This is a genomic window from Arthrobacter sp. GMC3, assembly GCF_002929305.1.
Taxonomy (GTDB): domain Bacteria; phylum Actinomycetota; class Actinomycetes; order Actinomycetales; family Micrococcaceae; genus Specibacter.
Genome location: NZ_PJIO01000009.1, coordinates 158,106 through 181,533, shown reverse-complemented (window position 1 = coordinate 181,533; position 23,428 = coordinate 158,106). Strand labels below are relative to the sequence as shown.

Here is a 23,428-nt window from a genome sequence, read left to right as displayed (position 1 = left end):
GGGTTTGCTGACTGGGTGCCGTAAATTCTTTCACCCTCCCATCCTGCCCTGACGGTGTGCAATCGCGCCACTGCCAGCCCTCCCAAATCCTGAGGGAAGATTCTGTGTCAGCCCCGGGTCATGAAAAGATGGGGTGCATGAGTGAAACCCCCACAGTTCTATGGTCCCGCCCCGAAAATGAGCGCCCCGGCACGCCGCTGCTTGTCATGTTCCACGGCTACGGTGCCGATGAGGCCGATCTTTTCGGCCTGGCCGCCCAGCTCCCGGCCGACTTCACGGTCGCCTCCATTCGCGCATCCTTGCCAGCCGGTCCCGGGTATTCCTGGTTCCCGCTGCGCACGGACCTTTCCTATTCTCTGGACGCTGTGACGGAGGCGGCTGGCGCTGTGGAGGAATGGCTCGACGGCGTCCGCCCGGCCCACACCTCGGTGACCCTGTTGGGGTTCTCACAGGGCATGTGCATGGCTACAACGCTTCTGCGTCACCGGCCCACGGACTATGCAGCCGTCGTGGGACTTTCAGGTTTTGTGGTGGAGTCCGAGGGCGACAGCTTCTTTGACGATGCCGCCGTGGCCGCCGCGAAGCCGGACGTATTCTGGGGCCGCGACCAGGCCGACCCTGTCATTCCAGCCAGCTCCGTGGAGTTCACCAACACCTGGATGCGGGCCCACGTAAAACTGACCAAAGTTTTGTACGCCGGGATCTTCCACGGCATCAACGCCCAGGAAATGGCGCATGTGAGCGAATTTTTGCAGTACAAGGTCCTCACCTCAGCGGCCGTTAAGTAGCCGCTGAGGCTTGGGGCTATTTCGCGGCCCTGATCCGGACCGTTTCGCCGTTGACGGTGACGGTGTCGCCGTCGTGCAACTGGCTGCCGCGGCGCTCGTCGATCTCGCCGTTGACCTTCACCATGCCGTTCTTGATGAGGTCCGCGGCTTCCACGCCGTCCTCCACCAAACTGGCAAGTTTGAGCAGTTGGCCCAGTCGGATCATGTCGTCGCGGATGGGGATGTCAATGATCTCATGTGAACTCATGTGTTAATTGTGCCGTATGGAAGCGGCTGGGGGTGCCCGGGGCGGTAGCGTGGAGGCAATATCGCCCGTCGAGCGGAGAGTCACCCATGCCATCAGCACCCCAGATCCTTATCAGCGGCTACACCGAGGAAGGTTCCGGCACCGGTCCCGGAATTCACCGTTATGCCCTGGCCGACGACGGCACTATTGGTGCGCTGCTGGCCCAGAGTGCGGGGGTGTCGAACCCGTCGTTCCTGACCAGCGGCGAGCAGTCGCTGTTCGCCGTGGAGGAAGGCCCGAACGGTTCAGTGGCTGACCTTGACCCGCAGTCGCTGGAAGTGCGGGGCCGTGCATCGTCCGGTGGGGCTGACCCCTGCCACCTCATCGTGCAGGACGGGTACGTCCTGGCCGCCAACTATTCCTCGGGCACCACCGCCGTCATCCCTGTCTCGGAGTGGGGGAGCGCGGTGCCCGCTCCCGCGCAGCTTTTATCGAACCCGGGCACGGGGCCCGTCAGTGACCGGCAGGGCTCCTCCCGCGCCCACCAAGTCACCGCAACCCCCTGGGGCACGGTGCTGGTGGCGGATCTCGGGGCCGACAGGGTGGATGAATATGCACTGACTGCCGGCAGCTACCAACGCGTGGGCTCTGCCGTGCTCCCCTCGGGGACCGGTCCGCGCCATGTTGCACTAAAGGGTGATTTCCTGTTGGTGGCCGGTGAGCTGGACGGCTTCTTGCACGTATTGCGGCGTTCCGGAGTCGAAAAGGGCCATGTGTGGCAGTGGCGTTCGAAGTCGCCACTGGCCGCAACTGCCGGGGCCATTGAAGCGGCCGAACAGTTCTACCCCTCCCACATTCAGCTGTCCGACGACGGCTCCAAGCTTTACGCGGCCGTCCGTGGCCCCAACACCATGGTGGTGCTGGACGTGGCGGCTCTCGCCGATGACGTGGCTCCGGGGTTCGTTGCCGAGGTGCCCAGCGGCGGCAACTGGCCGCGCCACTTTGCCGTGGGGCAGGGCAAGATCTACGTTGCCAACCAACTGTCCAACAACGTTGCGATCTTCGAGCTGGATGCGGAAGGGCTGCCCGTCCTGGAACCCTTGCAGGTGCTGGACTTTGGGAGCCCGGCCTGCGTTGTGTTGGTCTAGCTCACTACCCCTTTGTTGGTGACCAGGCGTGGCGCAACACCGGTGCAAACGCCGACGTCGAGCATCTCGCATCCGCCTAGGCAGATATGAAGGGCTCTAGGGCCGCCACCAACGGTGCCCGGAGGTCGAAGGGGACGGCGCGAAACGGTAGGCTGGATGCCGAGACGGACCGCACCCAGCGGCCTCGTAAAAACTAGGAGTAAAAAGTGGCGCCTCAGTCCAAGCTTGATCTGGTCATCTCCCTCGCGAAACGTCGCGGCTTTGTTTTTCAGGCCGGTGAAATTTACGGCGGTTCACGTTCGGCCTGGGACTACGGCCCCCTTGGCGTGGAGCTGAAGGAAAATATCAAGCGCGAATGGTGGCAGTCATTTGTCCGCGGCCGCGAGGACATGGTGGGGCTGGATTCCTCCATCATCTTGCCCAAGGCCGTTTGGGAAGCGTCGGGCCACGTCGCCACGTTTACCGACCCGCTGGTCGAGTGCACGCAGTGCCACAAGCGCCACCGCCAGGACCACCTCATCGAGGCGTTCGTGGAAAAGAAGAAGCGCAAGCCGGAAAACGGCATGGACGACATCGTCTGCCCCGATTGTGGCACCAAGGGCCAGTGGACCGAACCGCAGCTCTTCTCCGGCCTGATGAAGACCTTCCTTGGCCCGGTCGACAGTGAGGCCGGCATGGCCTACATGCGCCCGGAAACCGCGCAGGGCATCTTTGTGAACTTCAACAACGTGCTCACCACCTCGCGCAAGAAGCCGCCGTTCGGCATCGGCCAGATCGGCAAGGCGTTCCGCAACGAGATCACGCCCGGAAACTTCATCTTCCGCACCCGTGAGTTCGAGCAGATGGAAATCGAGTTCTTCACGGCACCCGAGGACGCCGAGCAGTGGTTCAAGGAATGGGTTGAACTGTGCTGGGACTGGTTCATCGACTTGGGCATCAACCCGGAAAACATGCGCCGCTTCGACGTCCCCGAAGATGAGCGTGCCCACTACTCCGCCGGCACCATCGACTTCGAGTACAACTTCGGCTTCCAGGGTTCCAAGTGGGGCGAGCTCATGGGTGTCGCCAACCGCACCGACTACGACCTGAGCTCCCACACCAAGGGTTCCGGCACCGATCTGAGCTACTTCAACCAGGCCACGGGCGAACGCTTCACCCCGTTCGTCATTGAGCCCTCCTTCGGCCTGACCCGCTCCATGATGGCGTTCCTGGTGGACGCATTCGTTGAGGACGAGGCGCCCAACGCCAAGGGTGGCGTGGACAAGCGCACCGTGCTCAAGCTTGACCCGCGCCTGGCCCCCGTCAAGGCCGCCGTCCTGCCGCTGAGCCGCAACGAGGATCTTTCTCCGAAGGCGAAGGAGCTTGCCAACACCTTGCGCAAGCACTGGAACATCGACTTTGACGACGCCGGTGCCATTGGCCGCCGTTACCGTCGCCAGGACGAAATCGGCACGCCGTTCTGCATCACCGTCGACTTCGAGACGCTCGAGGACAACGCCGTCACCATCCGTGAGCGCGACACCATGAGCCAGGAGCGCGTGCCCCTGGATCAGGTTCAGGCATACCTGGCCACCCGCCTGCTGGGTGCCTAAGCATGGCTGAACTGAGTTACCGCGCCTGGCAGGACGGCGATGACCTGACACTGCGCGAAATCTGGGGCGACGCCGAATCTGCCGCGGCTGGGGCTTTCCGGGCCGCACTGGCACCGGAATCCGAAGCCAACCCGTGGCGAAGGACTATCGTCGCGCAGGACCAGGGCATCCCGGTGGCTGCCGGGGTGGTGTACTCCACCACGTTGCACCCACAGCGTCTGTGGGCGTTCGTTGAGGTTGCCAAGGACCACCGCCGCGCAGGCGTTGGTGCCACCTTGCTGACCATGCTGCGCCGCGAAGCGGAAGGTGCCTTAGCTGCCGGACTTGTCAGTACCGCGGCCCTGCGCACCAAAGTGGCCCCGGAAACCTCCGGTGCCGCGTTCGCCGCAGCCATGGGGCTGAGCGTTTTGCAGCGCAACCGTGTTGTGGAGGTGGCTCCGGCTGCCCTGAAACTGCCGGCGTTTGGCGAGGGTACCGAGGCCGAAGCTTCGGCACGCGTCCAGGACCTGGCCACCGGTTCGGTGGAACTTACCGACGTTGTGGGCAGGTACTACGAGTCGGTGAACACCTGGGATCCGACGGGGCCATTGTCACCCGGGGCCGTGCAGCGCATGTTCCTGGATGACCTCACAGGAGCCCATGGCGCCTTGGTGCTGCGGGCCGAGCCGGCAAGTGCGTTCGGTGCCAGCGTGCAGCCCAGCAAAAAGGGCCGCATCGAGGCGTTCGCCGTCAGCTACTCGCAGGGACACCTGCCTACCGAAGACGGCGCCCCGGCGTCGGCGGCCTCTGAAGTGTTCCTGGGCGTCGAGCCCAAGCTGGCCCACGAGGATGCCGTTCGCGCCGTGTACGACCTCCTGGCCCTGATCACCCACCAGTACCCGGTGCTGCTGGAACTGGACGATTCGATGGAGGCCCTCGCCGCCGTCGTCAATCCGATGATCGAAGTGGGAGCCGCCAAGGTTCGCGGCACCGAAACACTGGTCCTCGGGGAGTAACCGGAGCGCGGGCTGACCGGCATTTTTCCGGCGACTATCCGACACCACGGCCGCGAGCGGCCTTGGATGTCTCCTTTACGTCGCCTACAAATAATGCCGACTCAGACCGCTTCTGGCCTGCCGCCGGTGGTCGAGCCTGTCGAGACCCGGGCCGCAAACACGAATCAAGAACAACCGAAGGACTGATTTCAGCCCATGGGACATTCACATTCACACGCGGATGAAGTGGCCCTGAGCCGCACGGAGTTACGCCAGCGCAACGCCATGCGGCGCCGGGCCGTGGTGCTCCTGAGCTGGATCCTGGTGCCGTTGGCGCTGCTCACCATTGTGGCCATGACACTGCTGTGGCCTGCCGGGAACAGTGGTGCCCCAGCAGCAGGAAACCCCTACTCTGCAGCACCCGGCGCCAGCATCGATACCGGCACAGTGCAACGCACCGCCACGGAGACCTGCCCAGGCGCCAGTGTGGGCGACCCGGGCGCCAGCTGCTTCATCGCCTACACGGCCGTGGAGGGGCTTGCCGAGGTGCCCGTCGTTGTCAGTCCCGACGTTGTTCAGGCCCGTGGTGTGAAGGCCGGCGATAGGATCAACTACCTGAACCTATCCGGGCTGGCCGCTGTCACCGGGACACAAAATTCGGGCCCGCAGTATGTTTTCATGGACTTTGTCCGGACCCTGCCCATAGGGCTGCTGGCCATGCTGTACGCCGTGGTTGTCATTGCCGTCGCCAGATGGCGTGGGCTGCGTGCCATTGTGGGCCTAGGCGGGGCCTTCGCCGTGCTCGCCTGGTTCATCCTGCCCGCCCTGGCGGAAGGGAAGCCGCCGCTGACGGTGGCCCTGGTAGGTTCCTCGGCCATCATGTTCGGCGTGCTGTACTTTGCCCACGGATTCTCGGCCAGGACGTCCACGGCCTTGTTGGGCACCTTGTTTGGGCTGGGGGTCACTGCGGGCTTGGCGGCATGGGCGGTGGACGCGGCGGCGTTGACCGGGACCTCCGGGCACAACTCATACCAGCTGTTGAATCTCACCCAGGGCATGTCGCTGTCCGGGATGATCCTGTGCGGGCTGATCATTTCGGGGCTGGGGGTGCTCAACGATGTGACCATTACCCAATCATCGGCTGTCTGGGAACTGTACGAGCTGGCCCCGGACACCAGCGCCCGCGAGCTCTTTACCTCGGCCATGCGCATTGGGCGCGACCACATCGCCTCAACCGTCTACACCATCGCCTTCGCCTATGCCGGTAGTGCCCTGCCGGTGCTGCTCATGGTGTCCCTCTATGAGCAGCCGCTGCTCAAAGCCCTGACTAGTGCCGAGCTGGCCGAGGAAGTCGTGCGGATCCTCGTCGGCTCCATTGGCCTTGTCCTGGCCATTCCGGTTACGACGGCGGTCGCGGTCGCCGTGGTGAAGTCAACGGGACGGAAGACATCAGCCGCGATGCCATCCGCGGAGCCCTCAGCTGTGGAGCAATCCGTGAGCTGACGCACTCCCGTGCCTAGGGCGCGGGAAGCAATACTTCGTTTCGGGCGGCCTCGAAACCTTCAACGGCAATATTCCAGGTAGGCCGCGCGAAGTCTTCCGCTGCCAGACGCAGTTCCTGCATGTGTGTCAACTGGCCGGGTCTTCCCACAACGCGCTTGAGACCATTGGCCCGGTAGCCGAGGCTTCGCGAGACACCAAGTGACGGCTCATTCCACGCCGCCGCGCCGGACTCGGCAACTTCCGCGCCCAGATAGTCGAAGGCAAAAAGCAAGATCGCCGCACGCATCTCCTTGCCATACCCCTTCCCCTGGTGGTTGGCCGTCAGCCAGGAACCGGAAGAGACGCTCTTGGTCAGTGAAAACAGTTTGGCGCCGATGGATTGGGTTCCAATGGGTACACCGTCGAGAAGGATGACGAAATTCAGGGTCCAATGATCCGGGCGCACTGTGGTTCGGAGTTTCCACTGGTGTTTTGCCATGTTCTTGATCATCTGTTCGCGCGGCTCATCGGTCCACGGCACTGAAAATGGCATGGTGGCTGGATCGTGGATTCCGGCCAGGGCAGCTTCCGCGATGCCGGGAATATCCTCATCACGGACAATCCTCATGACGAGGTTCGGGCTGGTGACTTTGATGCCGAAAAGTGGCCAGATATCTGTGATGCTGAGCATCTGTTGAATCTAGCTGCTCGCCGGGCCAGGCCTGGGGTTCAGCCGTATTTGTGACGTGGCGTGCGAGGATCCTCACGCTGGGCGGGAGCGTTGCATTCGCTGTGAATGTGCCCGGAAACGTCCCGGACGCTGGCTAGGCATGGGAGCATCATGTCTTGGCGCCGTACTTTCACGGGGCTGTAAGGAGACCCCATGTCTGGAAAAAGCGAGGACGTGCGCCGGAAAGCCGCGGCCATGGCCACCGAACAGAAAGCCAAGGAACGACGCCGTCGCCTCCTGATGTTTTCGGGTGCCGGTGCCGCCGTGGTGGCCGTAGTGGCGGTGGGCGTCATCTCTGGCCTAAGTGGCTCTTTGGGGTCCGCAACGGCCGGTACCAGTACCTCCAGTGCGCAGTCGCCCGCGCAGGGATCCGCCCAGGCACCGCCGTGGGCCGCCCCTACCGATGCCGCGTCCCGGGCACAAGCCGCCGGACTGACCATGCTCACGGCCGAGGGGACTGCCGAACATATCCATACGCATCTGAGCATCACCGCCGACGGTAAGGCCATCACGGTTCCCGCCGACGTCGGAATAGACCTTAGCGCCCAGCTGATCTCGCCCCTGCACACCCATGACACCTCCGGAATCATCCACGTGGAGTCGCCGGTGCAAAAGGGATTCACGCTGGGCGAGTTCTTCACAGAGTGGAATGTGGCGCTGTCGGCAAAACAGCTCGGCTCGTACACGACGGCCGGCGGATACACCATCACCACGTTCGTGAACGGCACCAAGTATGCCGGCGATGCCGCGGACATCGCGCTGGCCGAACACGAGGACGTCGACATCGTCATCTCCACCGGTTCCTCGCAGGCAAGTGCACCCGCCGCGTTCAGCTGGCCTGCTGGCTACTGACCGCCGGGCCATGCAGGCCACGGCGGTCAGCTCAGCACTGCTAGGCCGTGACCAGTTCCTTCGCCGGTTCGACGCCGGTGGTCTCCGGCTCAATCGGGTGCATCTCGGTGCGCGGTGGCTTGATCTTGTCAATGATCATGACCAAGGCCAATGAAATGGCGCCCCAGATCCCAAACGTGAGCAGGTGGGTGCCAACGGTGTCGGAGCCGAAGTAGAGGATAGAGCGGATCGATTCGACCCCCGCGGGCATGGGCAGGAACTGGTGGAGGACGCGGAAGATCTCCGGCTCCATATACACGGACAATCCACCGCCGGAGGCTGGAATGCCGACAAGCATCAAGATGCCAACTGCCGGAACCACAGCGAACATCCCCATAAGCCGCTCGAGTACGGTGGTGAACATTGCCACGCAGAAGATGGCGACGATCCCCGCTCCAAACAGTGGCCAAAAATGGCCCTCGATGCTGCCGGTGATGGGTCCGGCGATGAGCCACAGTGCCGCCGACATGAACACCGACCAGGCGGTGACGATGGGCAGGAGTCTGCGCAACGGGCGGGACTTCGGGGCCGCGTTCGCACCGACGATGATGATCATGAACCCGGCCATGATCCAACCCATGGCGATATACATGCTCACGGAGCCCATGGTGTCTGTCGAGGACAGAGGGGCCACGTTTTCGGTGACCATTTTTAGGTGCTGCGCCGTGGCGACCTGCCCGAAGACTGCGACGGTAACCTGCTGCGCGCTGGCGCCGGCGGCCTGGTTGGTCACCAAGGTGGCCTGTGGATTTTCGGCCGAGGGGAGCACAAACGCGGCTGTGACAGTCCGGTCCTGCACCTGGGTGCGTGCTTCCTCTGCAGAACCGAGGGCACGCAGGTCAAACAGTCCTGGCATGCTCTTGTTCAACCCGTCAACTGCCTGCTGGGCCTGGGCAACGGTGGTACCAACGATCGCCACGGGCATGTCCCGGGGTGTCGGTGACCCCATGGCACCGGCCGTCACGGAAATCATCATGGTCACCATGGCCAGCGGAAACAGCAGCAAGGAGCCGTAGCGCCAGCGGCGGGTCTTGGGTCGCGGACCACCATGCAATGAGGGAACACTGGGCTTTGGCCCCGTGTAACTGGGATTCCGGCGCCGTTTGCGGGCGTCGAACATCAGTGTCAGGCCAAGGGCAAGGACTGCGCCGATCACCAGGACCAGCAGGTGCGGCCCAACTCCGCTGCCGTCAAAGTACAGGACTGAGCGCAGGGCTTCGCCGATGGCCGGGGTGGGTAGGACCGAATGCAGGAATGTGAAGAATCCGGGCATGGTGTAGACGGACATGCTCATGTTGGAAGCGGGCATGCCCAGCACCGTCAAAAAAAGCATGGCGGCGATGACGGCCATGGGGCCCAAAAATCGCGTCAACAAAAGCTGCACGGACCCGATGGCAAAGACGCCCAGCCAGGCGATACCCAGCACGGCCATCGTGTGGCCCTGCACCACACCCAGTACGGGCCCGGTCACACCCCAGACAAGGGCGGCGACCAGCGCAGCCCAGCCGGCGAGCAGTGGAACGGCGCGGCGGAAGCGTAATAGCTCTGGGGAATTGGAGAGCGTCATACTGAACGGCAAATAGCCGGCCATCACCAGTGCAGTGGCAAGGAACATGGCACCGAGACCGGCGGCATCATTCTGTGGCAGGGGAGCCAGATCCTCGGTTTGCAGTGTCAGGCCCTGGGCCAGTACCTTGGGCGCGAGCAGTCCCTTGACCACTGTGGCCTGGGATGCGCCAGCGGAACTGGCTGTGTAGACGGTTGCCGTCCCGTCGGTGATGTAAACCGCTCCGGAGATCTTGCGTTCCAGCACCAGCTGACGGGCCGATTCGGCCGAGTCGACAATTTGAACGTCGACGGCGTCGGGGTTGCCCGCCTCCAAAGCCCCGGCAAAGAGGCTTGCCTGCTGTCCGGAGCCGACGACGGCGATCGGCATGTTGTGTGGGGTTGGCGCGTGCATGGTGCCCAGGTAGCCGCTGATCATCATCGAAACCATGATCAAGGGCATGAAGAACATGGCCACGTAGCGTCCGATAGTTTCGGCCTTTGCCCGTTTCAGGGCTGCAGCCTCCACGGCGGCAAGATCGGGTGCCAGGTCTGGCGAGCCCCCATCCGGGGGATGGGTGGTGTCCATGGCGGGCTGTTTGCTCAAGGTGGTGCTCCTGAAAATATGGTGTCGAACGTGTGCGTGAACACTGGCGGACGGTCCCTGGAGATGCGGGTGGCGAACCAGAATGTTAAATTTACGCCACGTGGCGTAAAAACGCGAATGGGTGGAACGAGGGCTTCAAAGTAGCCGCGCACACGGTAGCGTTGGGAGCTGATGAAGGGGGTGCATGCGTGCATGGGACTGCACAGTGACAAGGCACGGGAATCGTTGTTGGACGCCGCCGAGGAACTCTTTGCCCGCTATGGGATCGACGCGGTATCAAACCGGAAGATCACCGAGCACGCAGGCACGGCAAACCATTCGGCCATCGCGTACCATTTCGGTGGCCGCGAGGAACTGTTGCGCGCCTTGCTCGGCCGTCACCTTCAGGAGATGAACCACCGCCGAGTGGCCTTGATCGCTGCGTTGGACGACGATGCCGGGGTTAGAGACCTGCTGACGGCCCTAATCTTGCCGTGGATTGATCATTTGGCGTCGCTGCCGGTTCCCAATTGGCGCGCGGGCTTCTTGTTTCAGGTCCGAACCGTTCCCTCCATGGCGGAGGCGCTGGCCAGCTCTGCCGTGACAAATCCGGAGGTAGAGGGCTTGATCCGGCGCCTACAAACGGCACTGGGCAATATTCCGCCGCAGATTATTCAGGCCAGGTCCATGATTCTTGGGCCCATGATGATGGGTGTCTGTGCGGAATACGAGAAGCGGATCAATAACGGCACCGAGGAACCCAATTGGGCCGGGGTGGGCTATTTTTTCATCGACTCGTGCACTGGCATGCTCAGCGCACCCGTCACCCACCCCGACGATTACCTGACACTGCCCAGCACGCCTTTTCTGATCTAGCGGCCTCGATCAGCGGTGCGCCCACCCAGCCATGCTGAAGCGCCGGGCCACCAAATCCCGGGGCCACTGTGCCCCGAATACTGCCCGGACCAGCAGGTGCCGCGTTTCCAGGAACGACGCCGGCGCCGGGCGTCCCAGGGCCATGTTCAGCCAGGCCTGTGCCGAGGCCCGGCGGGCTGCCGCCATCCGCGTTTGCTCAAAGCGTTCCAGTCGCAGGCCCGTCGATTCCCCGCGCAGGGCCGCGACGATGATCGGCGCCAGGGCGGCGGCGTCGAGCCAGCCCAGGTTCATGCCCTGGCCGCCGATCGGGCTGATCTCGTGGGCGGCGTCGCCAATCAGGGCTACCCTGCCCTGCACCATGCTGGTCGCCATCCGTGACCGGACACCAAACGCACTGAGCATGCTGTTTTCGCCCGCCGGCACGGCAACACCGGTGCGCGCGGCAATCAACTGTGCCAAGTCTGCGGCGCAGGCGCCGGCCAGCAACGTGTCGGTGTGGACCACCCAGCGCCGCAATCCGCCCGGCAACGGGAACGACTCCACGATGCCGCCCGTTTCCAGGTAAAGCACGGCGGCGGATCCGTCGGTACCGGTGTCGGGAAAATCGCCCATCAGATACGTGTCGGGGTAGTTGCGTCCCCGGGTGGCGATCCTCAGCTCGCGCCGGACGCTTGAGCGAGCCCCGTCGGCACCCACCACAAGCCGGGCAGTGAGGTGCTGGCTGTCGGCTTCGAGAGTATCCAACCCTTCCCCGGCGGCCCGGGCGGCTGTGAGTGTGACGGAATTTCCGGCGTCGTGCAGGGCAGTGACGGCGAGTCCGCGGAGTAAAGCGCCAGGGTCAAGTATTTCAACTCGAGCCTGAAGTAGCTCCTCGGTCCGTGTCTGGGGGAGTGCAAGGATGAACGGATACCGGTTCCCGATGCCCTCAAAACGTAGCCCGGTCACCGGCTGGCCGGCACTGCGGGCCAGGCCCCGGGTGATGTGCACGCCCTCGCTGATCAGATCGGCGGCAATGCCCACCTCGGCCAAGGCGGCCAGGCCCGGAGGGTGGATGCCGATGGCGCGGGAATGCGTGCTGCGTTCGGTGCGTTGCTCGAGGATGCGTACGGCCAAACCCTCTTGGAGCAGAAGTGCCCCCAGGTACAGCCCCACTGGCCCGGCACCGACTATTAGCACGTCAAGCACGGCGGGGCCTGTCCGGAACGGGGGTGAAGAGCAGCACGTTTCGGTAGGGGCGTTCCGAGGTGACACTCCATCCAGGGGGCACCACTGAGCGTAGTTCTGCGGAGGTGTAGCTGCGCCGAATGGAGGTCAGCCCGTCCCGGCGGATGAAGGAACCGGGAAAGAACGGCAGGGTACCGGCACCGAACAAGGCGTAGGCCACGGGGCTGCGGGCAATATCGCTATGCACGGCCAGGCTGCCTGCCAGTTGTTCCGAGTCGGCGAGCACGGCTCCCAGCTGGGACGGACTGAGGTGGTGGAGGATGTGGTTGGAGATGACGACGTCGAACGCGGCACCCTCGGCAACGAGTTCAGAACTCAATGCCCGACGGTAGCTCAGCCCGGAAATGGGGGGCTGTGACGAGGCGAAGGCGAAGGCCCGCTCATCCGGGTCAATGGCGGTAATCCGCAGCTTCAAACCGTCGGCGGCCGCCCACTTGGCCAAGCTACGGGCCACATCTCCGCCACCGCAGCCGACGTCCAGCAAGGTGGTTTCGGTAGTGCTGTTCAGCAGCGGCCGGATCCGGTGCCGGTAACTTGCACGCCAACCGGACACCACGGCGTTGATGAGCGGGAACTGGGCATAGGTGCGCTGCAGTTTTTCAAGATCACAATCCGGTTTGTCCATTTCCTCCACGGCATCGGGGTCCCGATGGCGCAAAAAGCCTGCCGGATCAGGCACTGACAGCGTCTTCAAGGGCGCTCGGGTCCACCCCAAAAGCAACTACGTCAGCCGCTGTGTCTGCCGCCTGCGAGCCAAGGAGCGGGACTGGAGAAACCTTTGTAAAGAGCCCTGTCTCTACCGTCAGCCCGGGCCCGAACGCCATGGCGCAGATGGGTTCCCTGGCCTCGGAGGACGGCAGATCCATGATGTGCTTGAGCACGAACATCACTGTGGCACTGCTCATGTTCCCGTAGTTGCGCAAGGTTTCACGGGCTGGCACCAACTGCTCCTGCGTGAGCTCGAGTTTGGCCTCCACCTTGTCCAGGATGCTGCGCCCGCCGGGGTGGATGGCCCAGTGTTTGATGTCCCGGTACGGGGCCCCCGCAAGTGCCGGGTTGTGGGCCAGCAGCGGTTCCAGGGCGCCCACAATATGGTCATCGATGATGTGGGGGACGTAGCTGTCCAGGACCATTTCAAAGCCCTCATCGCCGATGTTCCACGCCATGGAATCCTCGCCAACCGGCGTCAGGACGGTCTCGAATTCATCCAGCACCACTACGGGCCCCGTGGTGGGAAGATCGCGTGCAGTGACCACGGCGGCAGCGGCACCATCGGCGAACAAGGAGGATCCCATGATGGTGTCCGGATTGTTGGATGTCCGCACGTGGAGGGAGCAAAGCTCGGCCGTCACTACTAGCACCACGGCGGACGGGTCGGCCTCGCAAAATGACTTTGCGGCCCGCAGCGCCGGGAAGGCCGCGTAGCAGCCCATGAAGCCCAGGTGGTAGCGCTGTACCGACGGCTGCAGGCCCAGGGCCCGGACAATCTTGTAGTCGGGGCCAGGGTTGAAGAATCCGGTGCAGGAGACGGTGATGACGTGGGTGACGTCGTCGGCCGTGATGCCCGTGCAGGCGGCCACGGCCTTGCTGGCGGCCTCAATGAACAATTTGGTGGATTCCACCGTGAACAACTCGTTGCGCACCTTGGTGCTGGGGGAAAGCAACAAGCCGGTGCCGCCGTCGTAAAACACGGGGTCGTCGCTGTGGAAGTCAACGCTCATTTCCGCCACGGCGGTGTGCCGGGTGTCGATCGCGGCCGAGTCAAAACAAGTGCGCACCAGGCGCTGGCCCAGGCGGGTCAGTCCGGGTTGGGCGGCAAAAACATCCCGGGCCTGGGTCTGCACCAAAATGGTGGGCGGGACAGCAGTTTCCAGAGACCTCAGCGTGACCGTCATAGTCCATTCTTAGGGGACGGCGGACTCGAACACAATGGCAACGCATGACAAATGTCATCGGCAAGCGGTGATAAACGTGTGCGGCAAAAACCTCCGGATGGCAGCACGATTGAATAACCGGGCCGACTGGGCCGGAAAATCCGCCAAGGAGCCTGCACACCGTGAACCAGCAAAACGTCATCAACATCCTCATCGCCGCGGTGGTGCTCATCTGGGTTATCTCCCGGCAGTTGCGGGCCCGGCCGTTGAAAGAGCAGCGCCCCTACACACTCATGATGGTGCTCGGCGTGGTTGGCCTGGTCCAGATTGTGCAGCTCGCCGGCCGGGTGCAGATCACCGGCGCCGCGTACGGCGCACTGGTGGCGGGCCTGGTCTCGGGGGCCATCTTCGGGTGGCTGCGTGGCCGTTACGTCCACCTGTGGAGGGTCGACGGCGTGCTCACGCGCCAAGGCAACTGGCTCACCATTGTGCTGTGGGTGGTGGGCATCGCCATCCACCTGGGCCTTGACCAGGCGGGCGAGGTGCTCTCTCCCAACAACGGAGCCACGAATTCGCTGGGCACCGTGGGCATCATGCTCTACCTTGCCGTTGCGTTGGCGGCCCAACGCTTCGCCACCTTGGCTCGCGCCAAGAACTTGGATTGGCACGCTCCGGCCCGCCAGTCGTAAATACCCATCGTGTCCCCACTTTCCCCGAAGAATCGCTAAGGATTGTCATGACCCACCCCACCACCCAGACAGTGGAAGCACCGGCCACCACCCTTGCCGTCGACGCCCGCGACCTGCATAAGTCTTTCGGCGCCGTGGCCGCCGTCAACGGTGTCTCCCTGGCCATCAAACCCGGCGAGATCGTCGCCTTCCTCGGCCCCAACGGCGCCGGCAAGACCACCACCATCGACATGCTGCTGGGGCTGTCCGTGCCCAGCCACGGAACGGTGAGCATTTACGGGCACACCCCGCGAGGGGCCATCGCCCGCGGCCAGGTGTCCGCCGTCATGCAATCCGGCGGCCTACTCAAGGACCTCACCGTGCGCGAGACCCTGGAGCTGACGGCTACCTTGTTCGCTGACACCCGTCCTGTGGATGAGGTCCTGGAACGGGCAGGCATCACCGAGATCGCCTCCCGCATGGTGGAAAAGTGCTCCGGCGGCCAACAGCAACGGCTCCGTTTTGCCCTGGCGCTGCTCTCCGACCCCGGCCTGCTGATCCTGGATGAACCCACCACCGGCATGGATGTGGAGGGACGGCGCGATTTTTGGGCCGCCATCCGGGCCGACGCCGCCCGTGGCCGGACCGTGGTCTTCGCCACCCACTACTTGGAGGAGGCCGACGCCTACGCCGACAGGATCATCTTGTTGCGGCGCGGGAAGATTGTGGCCGACGGTAGCGCTGCCGAGATCAAGAACCTGGCGGCCGGGCGCACCGTGACGGCCCGTCTCAACGCCCCTGACCAGCCCGCCATCGCGGGCCTGCCAGGTGTCGACTCGGTCAGCGTTCAGGGCGGAAAGGTCAGTGTGCACACCAAGGATTCCGACGTCGTGGCACGATACCTGCTGACCCAAACCGACGCCGTCGATCTTGAGATCACCTCGAACAACCTTGAAGATGCCTTCGTGGCACTCACCGGGGATGACGCCCAAACACCCAGCCTTGCGGAAGGAAACTGATATGAGCACGCTCGCAACCCCCTCACCCACCCAGCCCGAACGTGTCTCCCTGGAGCGTCGAGTCCCCTCCGCCGGCGGCCTGAACGTCACGTTCATCAAGATTGAAATCAGGCGACTCCTGCGCAACCGCCGCACAGTGATCTTCACGCTCCTGATGCCCGCACTGTTCTTCCTGATCTTCGGCCTGCCCAACAAGGACCAGCACCTGCCCAACGGCCAAAGCTATGGCTCCTACATCCTGATCAGCCTGGCCGTCTATGGTGCCATGACTGCGGCAACCTCGGCCGGCGGCATGGTGGCGGTTGAACGGGCACTGGGCTGGAGCCGGCAACTGCGCCTAACCCCGTTGCAGCCTGCCGCTTATATTGCCGTGAAGGCACTGTCCGCACTGTCCCTGGCATTACTGTCGGTGGCCACCGAGTTTGTGATCGGGTTCGCTTTCGGCGTCCGCATGGACTGGCAGATTTGGCTCATCGCCGGGCTGGTCGCCTGGCTTGGCTCCTTGACCTTTGCCGCACTAGGCCTGTTCATGGGCTACCTGGTGCCCTCCCAAAACGTCATGCAGCTGCTGGGCCCCATCCTGGCCGTGCTGGCCATGCTGGGCGGACTGTTCGTGCCCATCTCCGTCATGGGAACCACCTTCGGAGAAATCGCCAAGTTCGTTCCCACCTATGGTCTGGGACAGCTGGCACGCAGCCCGCTAACCGGAGACTTCGACTGGAGCTGGGTGGTCAACGTCGCCATTTGGCTGGCCGTCTTCACCGTGGGTGCAACGCTCGCCTTCCGGCGCGACACCAAGCGTGTCTAGATGGCGGGCGCAGCGGCCAGGACGCATAGAGTTATCAGCATGGCAGCTCCGAACAACGTCCCGGCCGTGGGCTGGTTTCCTCCCCTGGGCTACGTTCCCACCTTTCGTGAACTGGTGGCCGGTCGCGGCACCCGGCGGTGGTTCACCGGTGCGGGCATCGCGTGCCTGATCCTGCTGGCCACCAACAGCCGCGACTTTTCAGCCGCCGCCGGGGAGCCCACCTGGCTCAAGGTGTTGATGTGGGCGCACCTTTTGGCCTTCATTGTCCTGTTCCTGTTGGGTCCACCGGTGAGTTGGTACCGCAGCCAGCGGTTCAAGGCCTTGCTGGCCCTGGCATTCTTTGCTCTCAGTACGGGCTTTTTCGCCTATCAGGACAGTGTCCTGGGGGTTACGTGGCTGTGGACGTTTGTGGCCGTGTTTGTCGCAAGCCAAGGCATGCCCCGGGTGGTGACCGGCTTTGCCATCGGTGGGCTGGCGGTGGCCGGCATGTTCATCAACCTCTCGCAGGGTGTGGACAGCACCAACGCCTTCTCCCAGGCGGTCACCATCGCCTCCCTGGGACTGATGATGATGGCGTTCTCACGGCAACTTTCTACCATCCGTGAACTGCGCCAGACCCAGCATGAACTTGCGGAATTGGCTGTCCTTCAGGAGCGCAGCCGGGTGGCCCGGGACATGCACGACATCCTGGGTCATTCCCTCACCGTCATCGCGGTCAAGGCCGAGCTGGCTGGCCGGCTGCTGGAGGTTGCCCCGGAGAAGGCCGCGGCGGAGATCGCCGACCTTGAAGACCTGGCCCGCGGCGCCCTCGAGGACGTTCGAGCCACCGTTGGTGGCTACCGTGGCGTCAACGTCCTGACCGAGCTGGCCAGTGCCCGTACTGCCTTGGCGGCAGCTGGGATCGACGCCGAGCTGCCCGGTGCCGCAGACGCCGTCCCGGCAAAGTCCCGGGAGCTGTTTGGCTGGGCTCTACGCGAAGGCGTCACCAATGTGATCCGGCACGGGGATGCCGGGCGCTGCCGGGTCAGCCTGGGTGCCAAGTTCCTACAGATCGACGACGACGGCGTCGGCCCGGGCGGCGCACCCATCGGGCAGAATCCCACGGGGCAGAACCCCGCCGAAACCACAGCGGGCAATGGCTTGAAGGGCCTAGCCGAACGTGCCGCGGCGGCGGGGGCCACCCTGGAGCTGGGCCGTTCGGAGCTGGGCGGCTTTAGGCTTAGGCTCAGCCTATGATCAGACTTGTCATAGCCGACGACCAGGCCCTTGTTCGTGGCGCCCTTGCAGCCCTACTCGGGCTGGAGCACGATATTGATGTGGTGGCGGAGGTGGGCCGCGGCGATGAGGTGAGCGCCGCCGTCGTACTTCACAATGCGGACGTGGCCCTGCTGGATGTGGAAATGCCCGGACTTGACGGCATCGCCGCGGCAGCCGAGCTGCGCACTACTGCGCCCGGGTGCAAGGTTCTCATGGTCACCACGTTCGGCCGCCCAGGCTACCTGCGCCGCGCCCTCCAGGCAGGGGCGGGCGGATTTGTCGTCAAGGACACCCCGGCACGCCAACTGGCCGACGCCGTACGCAAAGTGGCGGCCGGGCTGCGCGTAGTGGATCCGGCGCTCGCGGCCGAAACCCTCACCAGCGGGGAGAGCCCCCTGACCGAGCGGGAGACGGACGTATTGCGAGCGGCCAGTCAGGGCGGGACGGTGGCCTCGATCGCCAAGGCAACGTTCCTCTCCGACGGCACCGTGCGCAACTACCTCTCCAGCGCCATGGGCAAGACCGGTGCCAAGACCCGTGCCGAGGCCGTCCACATAGCGCAGGAAAACGGCTGGCTCCTGTGACGCGAGGGTGCGGCGCGCCTTAGATCCAACGCCGGTTGCGGAAGATGCCGAACAGGACCACGCTGACCCCGAACATGGCGATCAGAGCCAACGGGTAACCCCAGTCCCAATGCAGCTCGGGCATCGAATCGAAGTTCATGCCGTAAACGGTGCCCACCAGGGTGGGTGCGAACAAGATGGCCGCCCAGGCGGAAATCTTCTTCACTTCCTCGTTCTGATCATTGCTGGCCTCGGCCAGATGCTTCATTTCCTCGTTCTGACGCTGCGCCACCAGGGTCGCATTGACGGTGAGGATGTCGCGGAGCATGAACCGGAAACCGTCGATCTTCTCGTTGACCTGGGTGACGTGATCGTCCACGTCGCGCAGGTACTGCTGCAGGTCCTCGTTGATTCCGTACTTGGTGAACCCGCCGGCCAGGGCAGCCAGGATGCCCACCATGGGCTTGGTGGAGCGCTGGAACTCGATAACCTCACGGGAGAGCTCGTAGATGCGCCGCGATACCTGGGGGTCGCCGCTGAACACTTCGGTTTCGATCTCGTCAATGTCGTTTTCCAGGCCCGTCACCACGGGCGCAAAACCATCCACCACCGTATCCAAGATGGCATAGAGCACCGCCTCCGGGCCCAGGCGAAGCAGCGTCTGGTCCTGTTCCATGCGGCGCCGGACCAGGGCCAGGTCGGGGGAGTGGCCGTGACGAACCGTGATGATGAAGTTGGCGCCAACAAAAATGTGCAGCTCACCAAACTCCACCTCTTCTTGCGACTCCAGGTACCGGGTGGCACGCAGCACGGCAAAAAGTGTTGTCCCATAACGTTCGATCTTTGAACGCTGGTGCGCCATGACGGCGTCTTCAACGGCCAGCTCATGGAGATCAAACTCGGCAGCCAGCTCCTGCAGCTCCGTCTCTTCGGGGCGGACCAGGCCGATCCAGGCCATGGACCCGGGTGCCTTGTTCAATTCCCGAAACGTGTCCGGGAGAGTGCTGGGGGAAGAGATTCGGACCCCGTCAAGGTAAATTCCGGCGTCAACCATGCTGTTGGCCGTGCGCTGGGGTGCGTGTTCGACGCCGGTGCCCGGGCTGGCTGGGCCAGTTGAGGCGGGCGGGGCGGGGGTTTCCCGGACCTTCAGGGGAGCGAGGTTTTGCAGGCGCGTGACAGTGCGACGGGTGTTCATGGGAATATCCAAACGGCAGTAAGGGTGGGGGAGGCTCGTCTATGGCCAGCCTCGGTTTACCTGCCGCAAGGTGTTAGGAAAATCCTATGCGGAGCCGGAGGGGGCCATGGAGTACATACTCGGGGGTTCGGCCATCATGGTGCTGGCTTTCCTCTTTTCTGTTGCTCGCGCCCTCCCGGGCGTTGGATGATTCATTGCTGAGACTACCGGAGGAATCCGGCAGGCACCTAAATGGTCGCTTCCGACTGGCCTTCGCCCAGGCGTCCGGAGAACGTGAAGAGTACGGCGTCGGCCACAGCGGCGGCGGGCTTGTCCGGGCTGAACAGCAACCATTCGAGCCCTCCCATCAAGGTGGCGCCGAAGATGGCGCTGGCCATGAGCAACCTGGCATCCTCGGAGGTATCTGCTGGAACCAACGGGTTCAGGGCCGCCTCAAATTCGGACAGGGCCTCTCGGCGCAGGATGAACATGGACTCCTGCCATACCCTGTCGGTGCGGAAGATTTCCGCTGCCATCAACTTGGCCAGTGCCCGGTTGTCCGCAATCAATCTCAGCATGGCGGTGACCATGGTTTCGATGCGCCCAAACCCGGTAGCGCTCAGCCGGGCCTCACGCAGAGTTGAGGACAAGGTCCCCACCCCGGTGGTTAGCAGTTCCCCAAAAAGTTTGTCCTTGGAGGCAAAGTTGTAATACACGCTGCCCTTGGCAACCCCGGCACGTTCTGCCACTTCCTCCATGGTGGTGCCGGAAATCCCATGCAACGCACCCAGTTCCAGTGCGGCAGTCAAGATAGCCTGTTTGGTCGCTGTGATGCGCGGCATGGGATTCCTTTAGCAGAGATGGTCTAGACGGTGGACGGCGGTGGCGGGACCTACATTTCCAGTTCCGGGTGCAGTCGCTTGATGGAGAAGACGCGTTGGCGCCCGGCGCTCCAGGAGCTAATGGCCACCGAACCAACCGTCATGGCTACCAAGAATGCCACCGCAATCCACATACGGGAGTCTATTCCACCTGTCGTCAACTCCCGAAGCCCATTCACCACATAGGTGGCGGGCATGAACGGGTGCAGGGCCTGGAAGAAGCCGGGAGTGGTCTCCACCGGATACGTGCCACCGGAGGAGCTCAGCTGCAGCATCAGCAGGACCAGGCTAAGAACCCGGCCGGCAGCTGTGCCTAGGACAATGATGAACATCTGCTGCAACGCCAGGAACGCCACAGTGGTCAGGTAGATGAACCCGGCCATGGCCACCGGGTAGACCGGGTCCATCTTCAGGCCCCACAACAAGACAGCCACCATGATCAACACTTGACCCAGGCCAATGGCCAGGGCAGGGAGCAGACCGGTGAGCACTGCCCGAATTCCCGATGCTCCGGCGGCCAGGGCCCGGGTGGGCAAGGCACGCAGCAACAGCCAGGAAATCAGGGCGCCCACAAAGGTGGCCAGGGCAATGAAGAAGGGGGCAAAGCCAACACCAAAGCTGGAGGACTGGTTGTCCCAGCTGGCATTGACGCCCACCGGATTGGCCAGCACCTGGGCCTTGTGGTCCAGAAGAGCCAAGGAATCGTTGGGCAACGCCTGGCCACCGTCGCGCAGTTTCTGGGTCAAGGTGTGACTGCCGGTGGCCAACTTATCGGCACCCTCTGAAAGGGTTGCGCCGCCGTCCACAAGTTTTCCCGTCCCCGTGACAAGATCCGAGGTGCCGTCGCTGAGGGTGCCGGCACCCGCCGCGAGAGCAGCGGCGCCGTCATTGGCGGAGGAAGCCCCGGCGGCAAGCTGCGAGGCTCCATCAGTGAGTGAAGACGCTCCTGCTGCCACATCATGGGAACCGGTGGCCGCATTTGCAGCCCCCGCCGCTAGCTTGATTGCCGCGTCGTGTAGCCGGTTCGCACCCGCGGACAGAGTGCTGGCGCCCGTGGCTGCTTCGGTAACGCCCGTAGTCAGCTTGCCTACACCGCCGGACACAACCGCTGCGCCCTTGGACAGCGAGTCGGCACCGGCCGCCAGCGGGGTGGCGCCGTCGGTTCCGAGCTGGTGGACCCCGGCCGCCAGGGCGGCAGATCCTCCGGCAACAGGCGTCAGCTGGGACTGGAGAACCTGTAGCTGCTGCGCGCTGATGGCCTCGCCGTTTTGGGCCCTTGAAATCAGTGCGTTGAGATTCTCCGCGGCCGCGGCAGCTCCGGCGGAGACACCGTCAGCGTTGGTGCCCAGCATTGCCACTGACCCGGAAACCTTGGCGGCGCTCGCAGCCAGGAGGGCGGCGTTGTCGGACACTGAGGTGGCCCCGGTTCCCAGCTTCTGGGCGTCAGGAAGCGAATCGTTCATTTTTGCTGCAAGGGTCCCGGTGCCGTCGGAAAGGGTCTTGCTGGCCGTTGCCAGCTGGCCCGCGCCGTCGGACAACGTTCCGACGCCGCTCGCCAGGGAGTTGGCCCCGGTGGACAGGGAGGAGGCGCCGTTGAAGAGCGAGGAAGTCCCTCCGGCCAGGGTGTTGATGCCCTGAGACAAGGTGGTGGCGCCCGTGGCGAGCTGACCGGCGCCGTTTTGCAAAGTCAATGAGCCGCTGGCCAGATCGTTCATGCCGATCACCAGTTTTCCGGCACCATCCTTGGCACTGTCCAGGCCGGTGGTGATTTCGGCGGAACCGTCGGCCGCGGCACGTAGCCCTGTCCCGGCGTCGTGCAGGCCCACCAGCAAGGTACTTGACGTTTGCTCGCCCAGCTGTTGGGCGACGGCGTCGCGCACCTGGGCCATGGCCTGCTTGCCCAGGACAGTGGAGAGGAAGTTATTGGAGTCGTTGTACTGCACATCCAGCATGGTTTGAGCTGGTGTGTCGGTACCGACGGAGACGGCGTTCGTGGAAAAGTTCGCCGGGATGGTCAGAGCAAAGTAGTACTTGCCGTCGGCCACGCCCTGGGCGGCGTCGGTGGCGTCCACCTTGTCCCATTTGAGCTCCATGCCTCCCATCAGCTCGTTGGCCAGATCCGTTCCGGCATGGATGGGCTCGGTGCCGTTGGTGGCGCCGGTGTCCTCATTGACCAGGGCCACGGGGAGATCGTTCATGTGCTTGTCGGGTGCTTGGAAGGCCCACAGGTACAGGGCGCCGTAGATCAGGGGGATGAACAGCATGACCGCCACGGCGATCTTGGGCATCTTGCCGCGTTTGAAGCGGCTCAGTTCGGTGCCGGAGGACAAAAAGGCAAACATTTAGACGGTCTCCTCGATCAATTCTTGCTCGGCTGCGGTGGTGCTCATCTCGACGATCTCTGGGTGGTTTTCCAGACCAACCCACAGATCCGAGTCAAGGGAAGAGGCGGACACCACCACGGCGGTATGCCCATCCGAAAGTTGCGCCAGGCGGCCCCACAAGACGGCACGCGAATCCCGGCCACGGATCTGTTCCAGGTCGTCCACGAACAAGACCGCGGGACTGCTCATCATGGCTAGGGTGATCCGCAGTAAGAATTTTTGGGTGTCGGATAAGTCCCAAATGACGGTGTTGGCGTGGGGGATGGGTTCCTCACCAAAGATCGGTGCACACATCTGCGCCACGTCCACGTCGTTGAGCTGGCGAACAATGGACCACCAGGGGGCGAGCCATGCTTTGCGCTCCCGCAATGCGGCGCCCACGCTCACGGAGTCCTCGAGCTCATCAATTCCGGCGAAACCGCACACGGCGGTCATTTTCTGGACGGCCCTCAGCTCGCGAGGGAGGCTGTGGCCGCCCACGGTGAGTTCACCGGCGTCGGCCTTCATTCGCCCAGCGAGTGTCAGCAGCAAGCTGGTGCGCCCGCTGCCTGCATGGCCGCGGAGCACGGTCAGCCCGTCGCCTATCTCAAAGGTGAGCGGGCCGTAGACGGGGCCGCGATCTGCGGACAGCTCCAGACTGTGGGCGTTGATATGCACCAAGGTTCCTTTCGTGACGCGGGACGGTGCTGGCGGGGTTGCCAAGGCAGGGTACCGATAAAATCAATTCTTTGTACTGAC

The 23,428-nt window shown here is 63.7% G+C and carries 22 protein-coding genes; 12 read left to right on the top strand and 10 right to left on the bottom strand.

Features of this window, described 5'->3' with window-relative positions:
• Window positions 1-137: 137 nt before the first annotated feature.
• The gene (locus tag CXQ94_RS15470; protein ID WP_104091464.1) at window positions 138-788 is read left to right on the top strand and encodes an alpha/beta hydrolase; all 651 of its coding nucleotides are present in this window, start codon (window positions 138-140) and stop codon (window positions 786-788) included.
• Window positions 789-804: 16 nt separating this feature from the next.
• Here CXQ94_RS15470 and CXQ94_RS15465 read toward each other — a convergent pair whose 3' ends face one another.
• Window positions 805-1,035 (bottom strand): RNA-binding S4 domain-containing protein, encoded by a 231-nt coding sequence (locus CXQ94_RS15465; RefSeq protein WP_104091463.1) that lies wholly within the window; start codon window positions 1,033-1,035, stop codon window positions 805-807.
• 86 nt (window positions 1,036-1,121) lie between these two features.
• Between CXQ94_RS15465 and CXQ94_RS15460 the strand changes: the two genes are divergently transcribed.
• The 4 genes from CXQ94_RS15460 to CXQ94_RS15445 all read left to right on the top strand — a co-directional run bounded on the left by CXQ94_RS15460 (window position 1,122) and on the right by CXQ94_RS15445 (window position 6,231).
• A complete protein-coding gene (locus tag CXQ94_RS15460; protein WP_104091462.1) occupies window positions 1,122-2,162 on the top strand; it encodes a beta-propeller fold lactonase family protein in 1,041 nt (346 codons plus the stop codon).
• 206 nt (window positions 2,163-2,368) lie between these two features.
• Window positions 2,369-3,754, top strand: coding sequence for a glycine--tRNA ligase (locus tag CXQ94_RS15455; RefSeq protein ID WP_104091461.1), 1,386 nt, complete (start codon window positions 2,369-2,371; stop codon window positions 3,752-3,754).
• A gap of 2 nt (window positions 3,755-3,756) precedes the next feature.
• Entirely contained in the window at window positions 3,757-4,749 is a 993-nt protein-coding gene (locus CXQ94_RS15450; protein ID WP_104091460.1) for a GNAT family N-acetyltransferase, read from the top strand.
• Window positions 4,750-5,013: 264 nt separating this feature from the next.
• Window positions 5,014-6,231, top strand: a complete 1,218-nt coding sequence (locus tag CXQ94_RS15445) for a YibE/F family protein (RefSeq protein ID WP_258067125.1) — start codon at window positions 5,014-5,016, stop codon at window positions 6,229-6,231.
• 13 nt (window positions 6,232-6,244) lie between these two features.
• Here the strand turns inward: CXQ94_RS15445 and CXQ94_RS15440 are convergent, their stop codons facing one another.
• Window positions 6,245-6,901: a GNAT family N-acetyltransferase gene (locus CXQ94_RS15440; protein WP_104091458.1), complete on the bottom strand. Its 657-nt coding sequence runs from the start codon at window positions 6,899-6,901 to the stop codon at window positions 6,245-6,247.
• Window positions 6,902-7,093: 192 nt separating this feature from the next.
• Between CXQ94_RS15440 and CXQ94_RS15435 the strand changes: the two genes are divergently transcribed.
• Window positions 7,094-7,792, top strand: a complete 699-nt coding sequence (locus tag CXQ94_RS15435; protein WP_104091457.1) for a hypothetical protein — start codon at window positions 7,094-7,096, stop codon at window positions 7,790-7,792.
• A 40-nt stretch (window positions 7,793-7,832) separates the two neighbouring features.
• Here CXQ94_RS15435 and CXQ94_RS15430 read toward each other — a convergent pair whose 3' ends face one another.
• Window positions 7,833-9,983, bottom strand: coding sequence for an ABC transporter permease (locus CXQ94_RS15430; protein ID WP_219817063.1), 2,151 nt, complete (start codon window positions 9,981-9,983; stop codon window positions 7,833-7,835).
• Window positions 9,984-10,175: 192 nt separating this feature from the next.
• Here CXQ94_RS15430 and CXQ94_RS15425 point away from each other — a divergent pair, with 192 nt between their 5' ends.
• Window positions 10,176-10,838 (top strand): TetR/AcrR family transcriptional regulator, encoded by a 663-nt coding sequence (locus CXQ94_RS15425; protein WP_181034248.1) that lies wholly within the window; start codon window positions 10,176-10,178, stop codon window positions 10,836-10,838.
• 9 nt (window positions 10,839-10,847) lie between these two features.
• Here CXQ94_RS15425 and CXQ94_RS15420 read toward each other — a convergent pair whose 3' ends face one another.
• From CXQ94_RS15420 to CXQ94_RS15410, 3 genes are read right to left on the bottom strand one after another with little or no spacing between them, the layout of a single operon-like run.
• Complete coding sequence (locus CXQ94_RS15420) at window positions 10,848-12,023, bottom strand: NAD(P)/FAD-dependent oxidoreductase (protein WP_146070323.1); 1,176 nt, start codon at window positions 12,021-12,023, stop codon at window positions 10,848-10,850.
• Window positions 12,016-12,741 (bottom strand): class I SAM-dependent methyltransferase, encoded by a 726-nt coding sequence (locus CXQ94_RS15415; protein ID WP_258067112.1) that lies wholly within the window; start codon window positions 12,739-12,741, stop codon window positions 12,016-12,018. The genes CXQ94_RS15420 and CXQ94_RS15415 overlap by 8 nt, the downstream gene beginning before the upstream one ends.
• Window positions 12,734-13,957: a type III polyketide synthase gene (locus CXQ94_RS15410; protein ID WP_104091454.1), complete on the bottom strand. Its 1,224-nt coding sequence runs from the start codon at window positions 13,955-13,957 to the stop codon at window positions 12,734-12,736. Before CXQ94_RS15410 ends, CXQ94_RS15415 begins: the two co-directional genes overlap by 8 nt.
• A 161-nt stretch (window positions 13,958-14,118) precedes the next feature.
• On the opposite strand from CXQ94_RS15410, the gene CXQ94_RS15405 reads away from it, so the two are divergent.
• The 5 genes from CXQ94_RS15405 to CXQ94_RS15385 are packed head-to-tail and all read left to right on the top strand — an operon-like array spanning window position 14,119 to window position 18,272.
• The gene (locus tag CXQ94_RS15405; protein ID WP_104091453.1) at window positions 14,119-14,625 is read left to right on the top strand and encodes a hypothetical protein; all 507 of its coding nucleotides are present in this window, start codon (window positions 14,119-14,121) and stop codon (window positions 14,623-14,625) included.
• 47 nt (window positions 14,626-14,672) lie between these two features.
• Window positions 14,673-15,623 (top strand): ABC transporter ATP-binding protein, encoded by a 951-nt coding sequence (locus tag CXQ94_RS15400; RefSeq protein WP_104091452.1) that lies wholly within the window; start codon window positions 14,673-14,675, stop codon window positions 15,621-15,623.
• A gap of 1 nt (window position 15,624) precedes the next feature.
• Window positions 15,625-16,431, top strand: coding sequence for an ABC transporter permease (locus CXQ94_RS15395; RefSeq protein WP_104091451.1), 807 nt, complete (start codon window positions 15,625-15,627; stop codon window positions 16,429-16,431).
• A gap of 39 nt (window positions 16,432-16,470) precedes the next feature.
• Window positions 16,471-17,667, top strand: coding sequence for a sensor histidine kinase (locus CXQ94_RS15390; RefSeq protein ID WP_219817062.1), 1,197 nt, complete (start codon window positions 16,471-16,473; stop codon window positions 17,665-17,667).
• The gene (locus tag CXQ94_RS15385) at window positions 17,664-18,272 is read left to right on the top strand and encodes a response regulator transcription factor (RefSeq protein WP_104091450.1); all 609 of its coding nucleotides are present in this window, start codon (window positions 17,664-17,666) and stop codon (window positions 18,270-18,272) included. The genes CXQ94_RS15390 and CXQ94_RS15385 overlap by 4 nt, the downstream gene beginning before the upstream one ends.
• Before the next feature lie 19 nt (window positions 18,273-18,291).
• Here the strand turns inward: CXQ94_RS15385 and CXQ94_RS15380 are convergent, their stop codons facing one another.
• The 4 genes from CXQ94_RS15380 to CXQ94_RS15365 all read right to left on the bottom strand — a co-directional run bounded on the left by CXQ94_RS15380 (window position 18,292) and on the right by CXQ94_RS15365 (window position 23,347).
• On the bottom strand, window positions 18,292-19,305 hold the full coding sequence (locus tag CXQ94_RS15380; protein WP_258067124.1) for a magnesium and cobalt transport protein CorA: 1,014 nt from the start codon (window positions 19,303-19,305) through the stop codon (window positions 18,292-18,294).
• Window positions 19,306-19,673: 368 nt separating this feature from the next.
• Window positions 19,674-20,267 carry a TetR/AcrR family transcriptional regulator gene (locus tag CXQ94_RS15375; RefSeq protein ID WP_104091448.1) on the bottom strand — a complete coding sequence of 198 codons (594 nt, stop codon included), beginning with the start codon at window positions 20,265-20,267 and terminating at the stop codon, window positions 19,674-19,676.
• Window positions 20,268-20,317: 50 nt separating this feature from the next.
• Complete coding sequence (locus tag CXQ94_RS15370) at window positions 20,318-22,648, bottom strand: YhgE/Pip family protein (protein ID WP_104091447.1); 2,331 nt, start codon at window positions 22,646-22,648, stop codon at window positions 20,318-20,320.
• The gene (locus CXQ94_RS15365) at window positions 22,649-23,347 is read right to left on the bottom strand and encodes an ATP-binding cassette domain-containing protein (RefSeq protein ID WP_181034247.1); all 699 of its coding nucleotides are present in this window, start codon (window positions 23,345-23,347) and stop codon (window positions 22,649-22,651) included. It lies immediately after the preceding gene.
• Window positions 23,348-23,428: the final 81 nt, after the last annotated feature.

What these genes read in the sequence shown, in the direction of transcription:
- CXQ94_RS15470 (WP_104091464.1), top strand. Translation starts at nt 138, where the DNA reads ATGAGTGAAACCCCCACAGTTCTATGGTCCCGCCCCGAAAATGAGCGC.
- CXQ94_RS15465 (WP_104091463.1), bottom strand. Translation starts at nt 1,035, where the DNA reads ATGAGTTCACATGAGATCATTGACATCCCCATCCGCGACGACATGATC.
- CXQ94_RS15460 (WP_104091462.1), top strand. Translation starts at nt 1,122, where the DNA reads ATGCCATCAGCACCCCAGATCCTTATCAGCGGCTACACCGAGGAAGGT.
- CXQ94_RS15450 (WP_104091460.1), top strand. Translation starts at nt 3,757, where the DNA reads ATGGCTGAACTGAGTTACCGCGCCTGGCAGGACGGCGATGACCTGACA.
- CXQ94_RS15445 (WP_258067125.1), top strand. Translation starts at nt 5,014, where the DNA reads ATGCGGCGCCGGGCCGTGGTGCTCCTGAGCTGGATCCTGGTGCCGTTG.
- CXQ94_RS15440 (WP_104091458.1), bottom strand. Translation starts at nt 6,901, where the DNA reads ATGCTCAGCATCACAGATATCTGGCCACTTTTCGGCATCAAAGTCACC.
- CXQ94_RS15435 (WP_104091457.1), top strand. Translation starts at nt 7,094, where the DNA reads ATGTCTGGAAAAAGCGAGGACGTGCGCCGGAAAGCCGCGGCCATGGCC.
- CXQ94_RS15425 (WP_181034248.1), top strand. Translation starts at nt 10,176, where the DNA reads ATGGGACTGCACAGTGACAAGGCACGGGAATCGTTGTTGGACGCCGCC.
- CXQ94_RS15410 (WP_104091454.1), bottom strand. Translation starts at nt 13,957, where the DNA reads ATGACGGTCACGCTGAGGTCTCTGGAAACTGCTGTCCCGCCCACCATT.
- CXQ94_RS15400 (WP_104091452.1), top strand. Translation starts at nt 14,673, where the DNA reads ATGACCCACCCCACCACCCAGACAGTGGAAGCACCGGCCACCACCCTT.
- CXQ94_RS15395 (WP_104091451.1), top strand. Translation starts at nt 15,625, where the DNA reads ATGAGCACGCTCGCAACCCCCTCACCCACCCAGCCCGAACGTGTCTCC.
- CXQ94_RS15390 (WP_219817062.1), top strand. Translation starts at nt 16,471, where the DNA reads ATGGCAGCTCCGAACAACGTCCCGGCCGTGGGCTGGTTTCCTCCCCTG.
- CXQ94_RS15385 (WP_104091450.1), top strand. Translation starts at nt 17,664, where the DNA reads ATGATCAGACTTGTCATAGCCGACGACCAGGCCCTTGTTCGTGGCGCC.
- CXQ94_RS15380 (WP_258067124.1), bottom strand. Translation starts at nt 19,305, where the DNA reads ATGGTTGACGCCGGAATTTACCTTGACGGGGTCCGAATCTCTTCCCCC.
- CXQ94_RS15375 (WP_104091448.1), bottom strand. Translation starts at nt 20,267, where the DNA reads ATGCCGCGCATCACAGCGACCAAACAGGCTATCTTGACTGCCGCACTG.
- CXQ94_RS15370 (WP_104091447.1), bottom strand. Translation starts at nt 22,648, where the DNA reads ATGTTTGCCTTTTTGTCCTCCGGCACCGAACTGAGCCGCTTCAAACGC.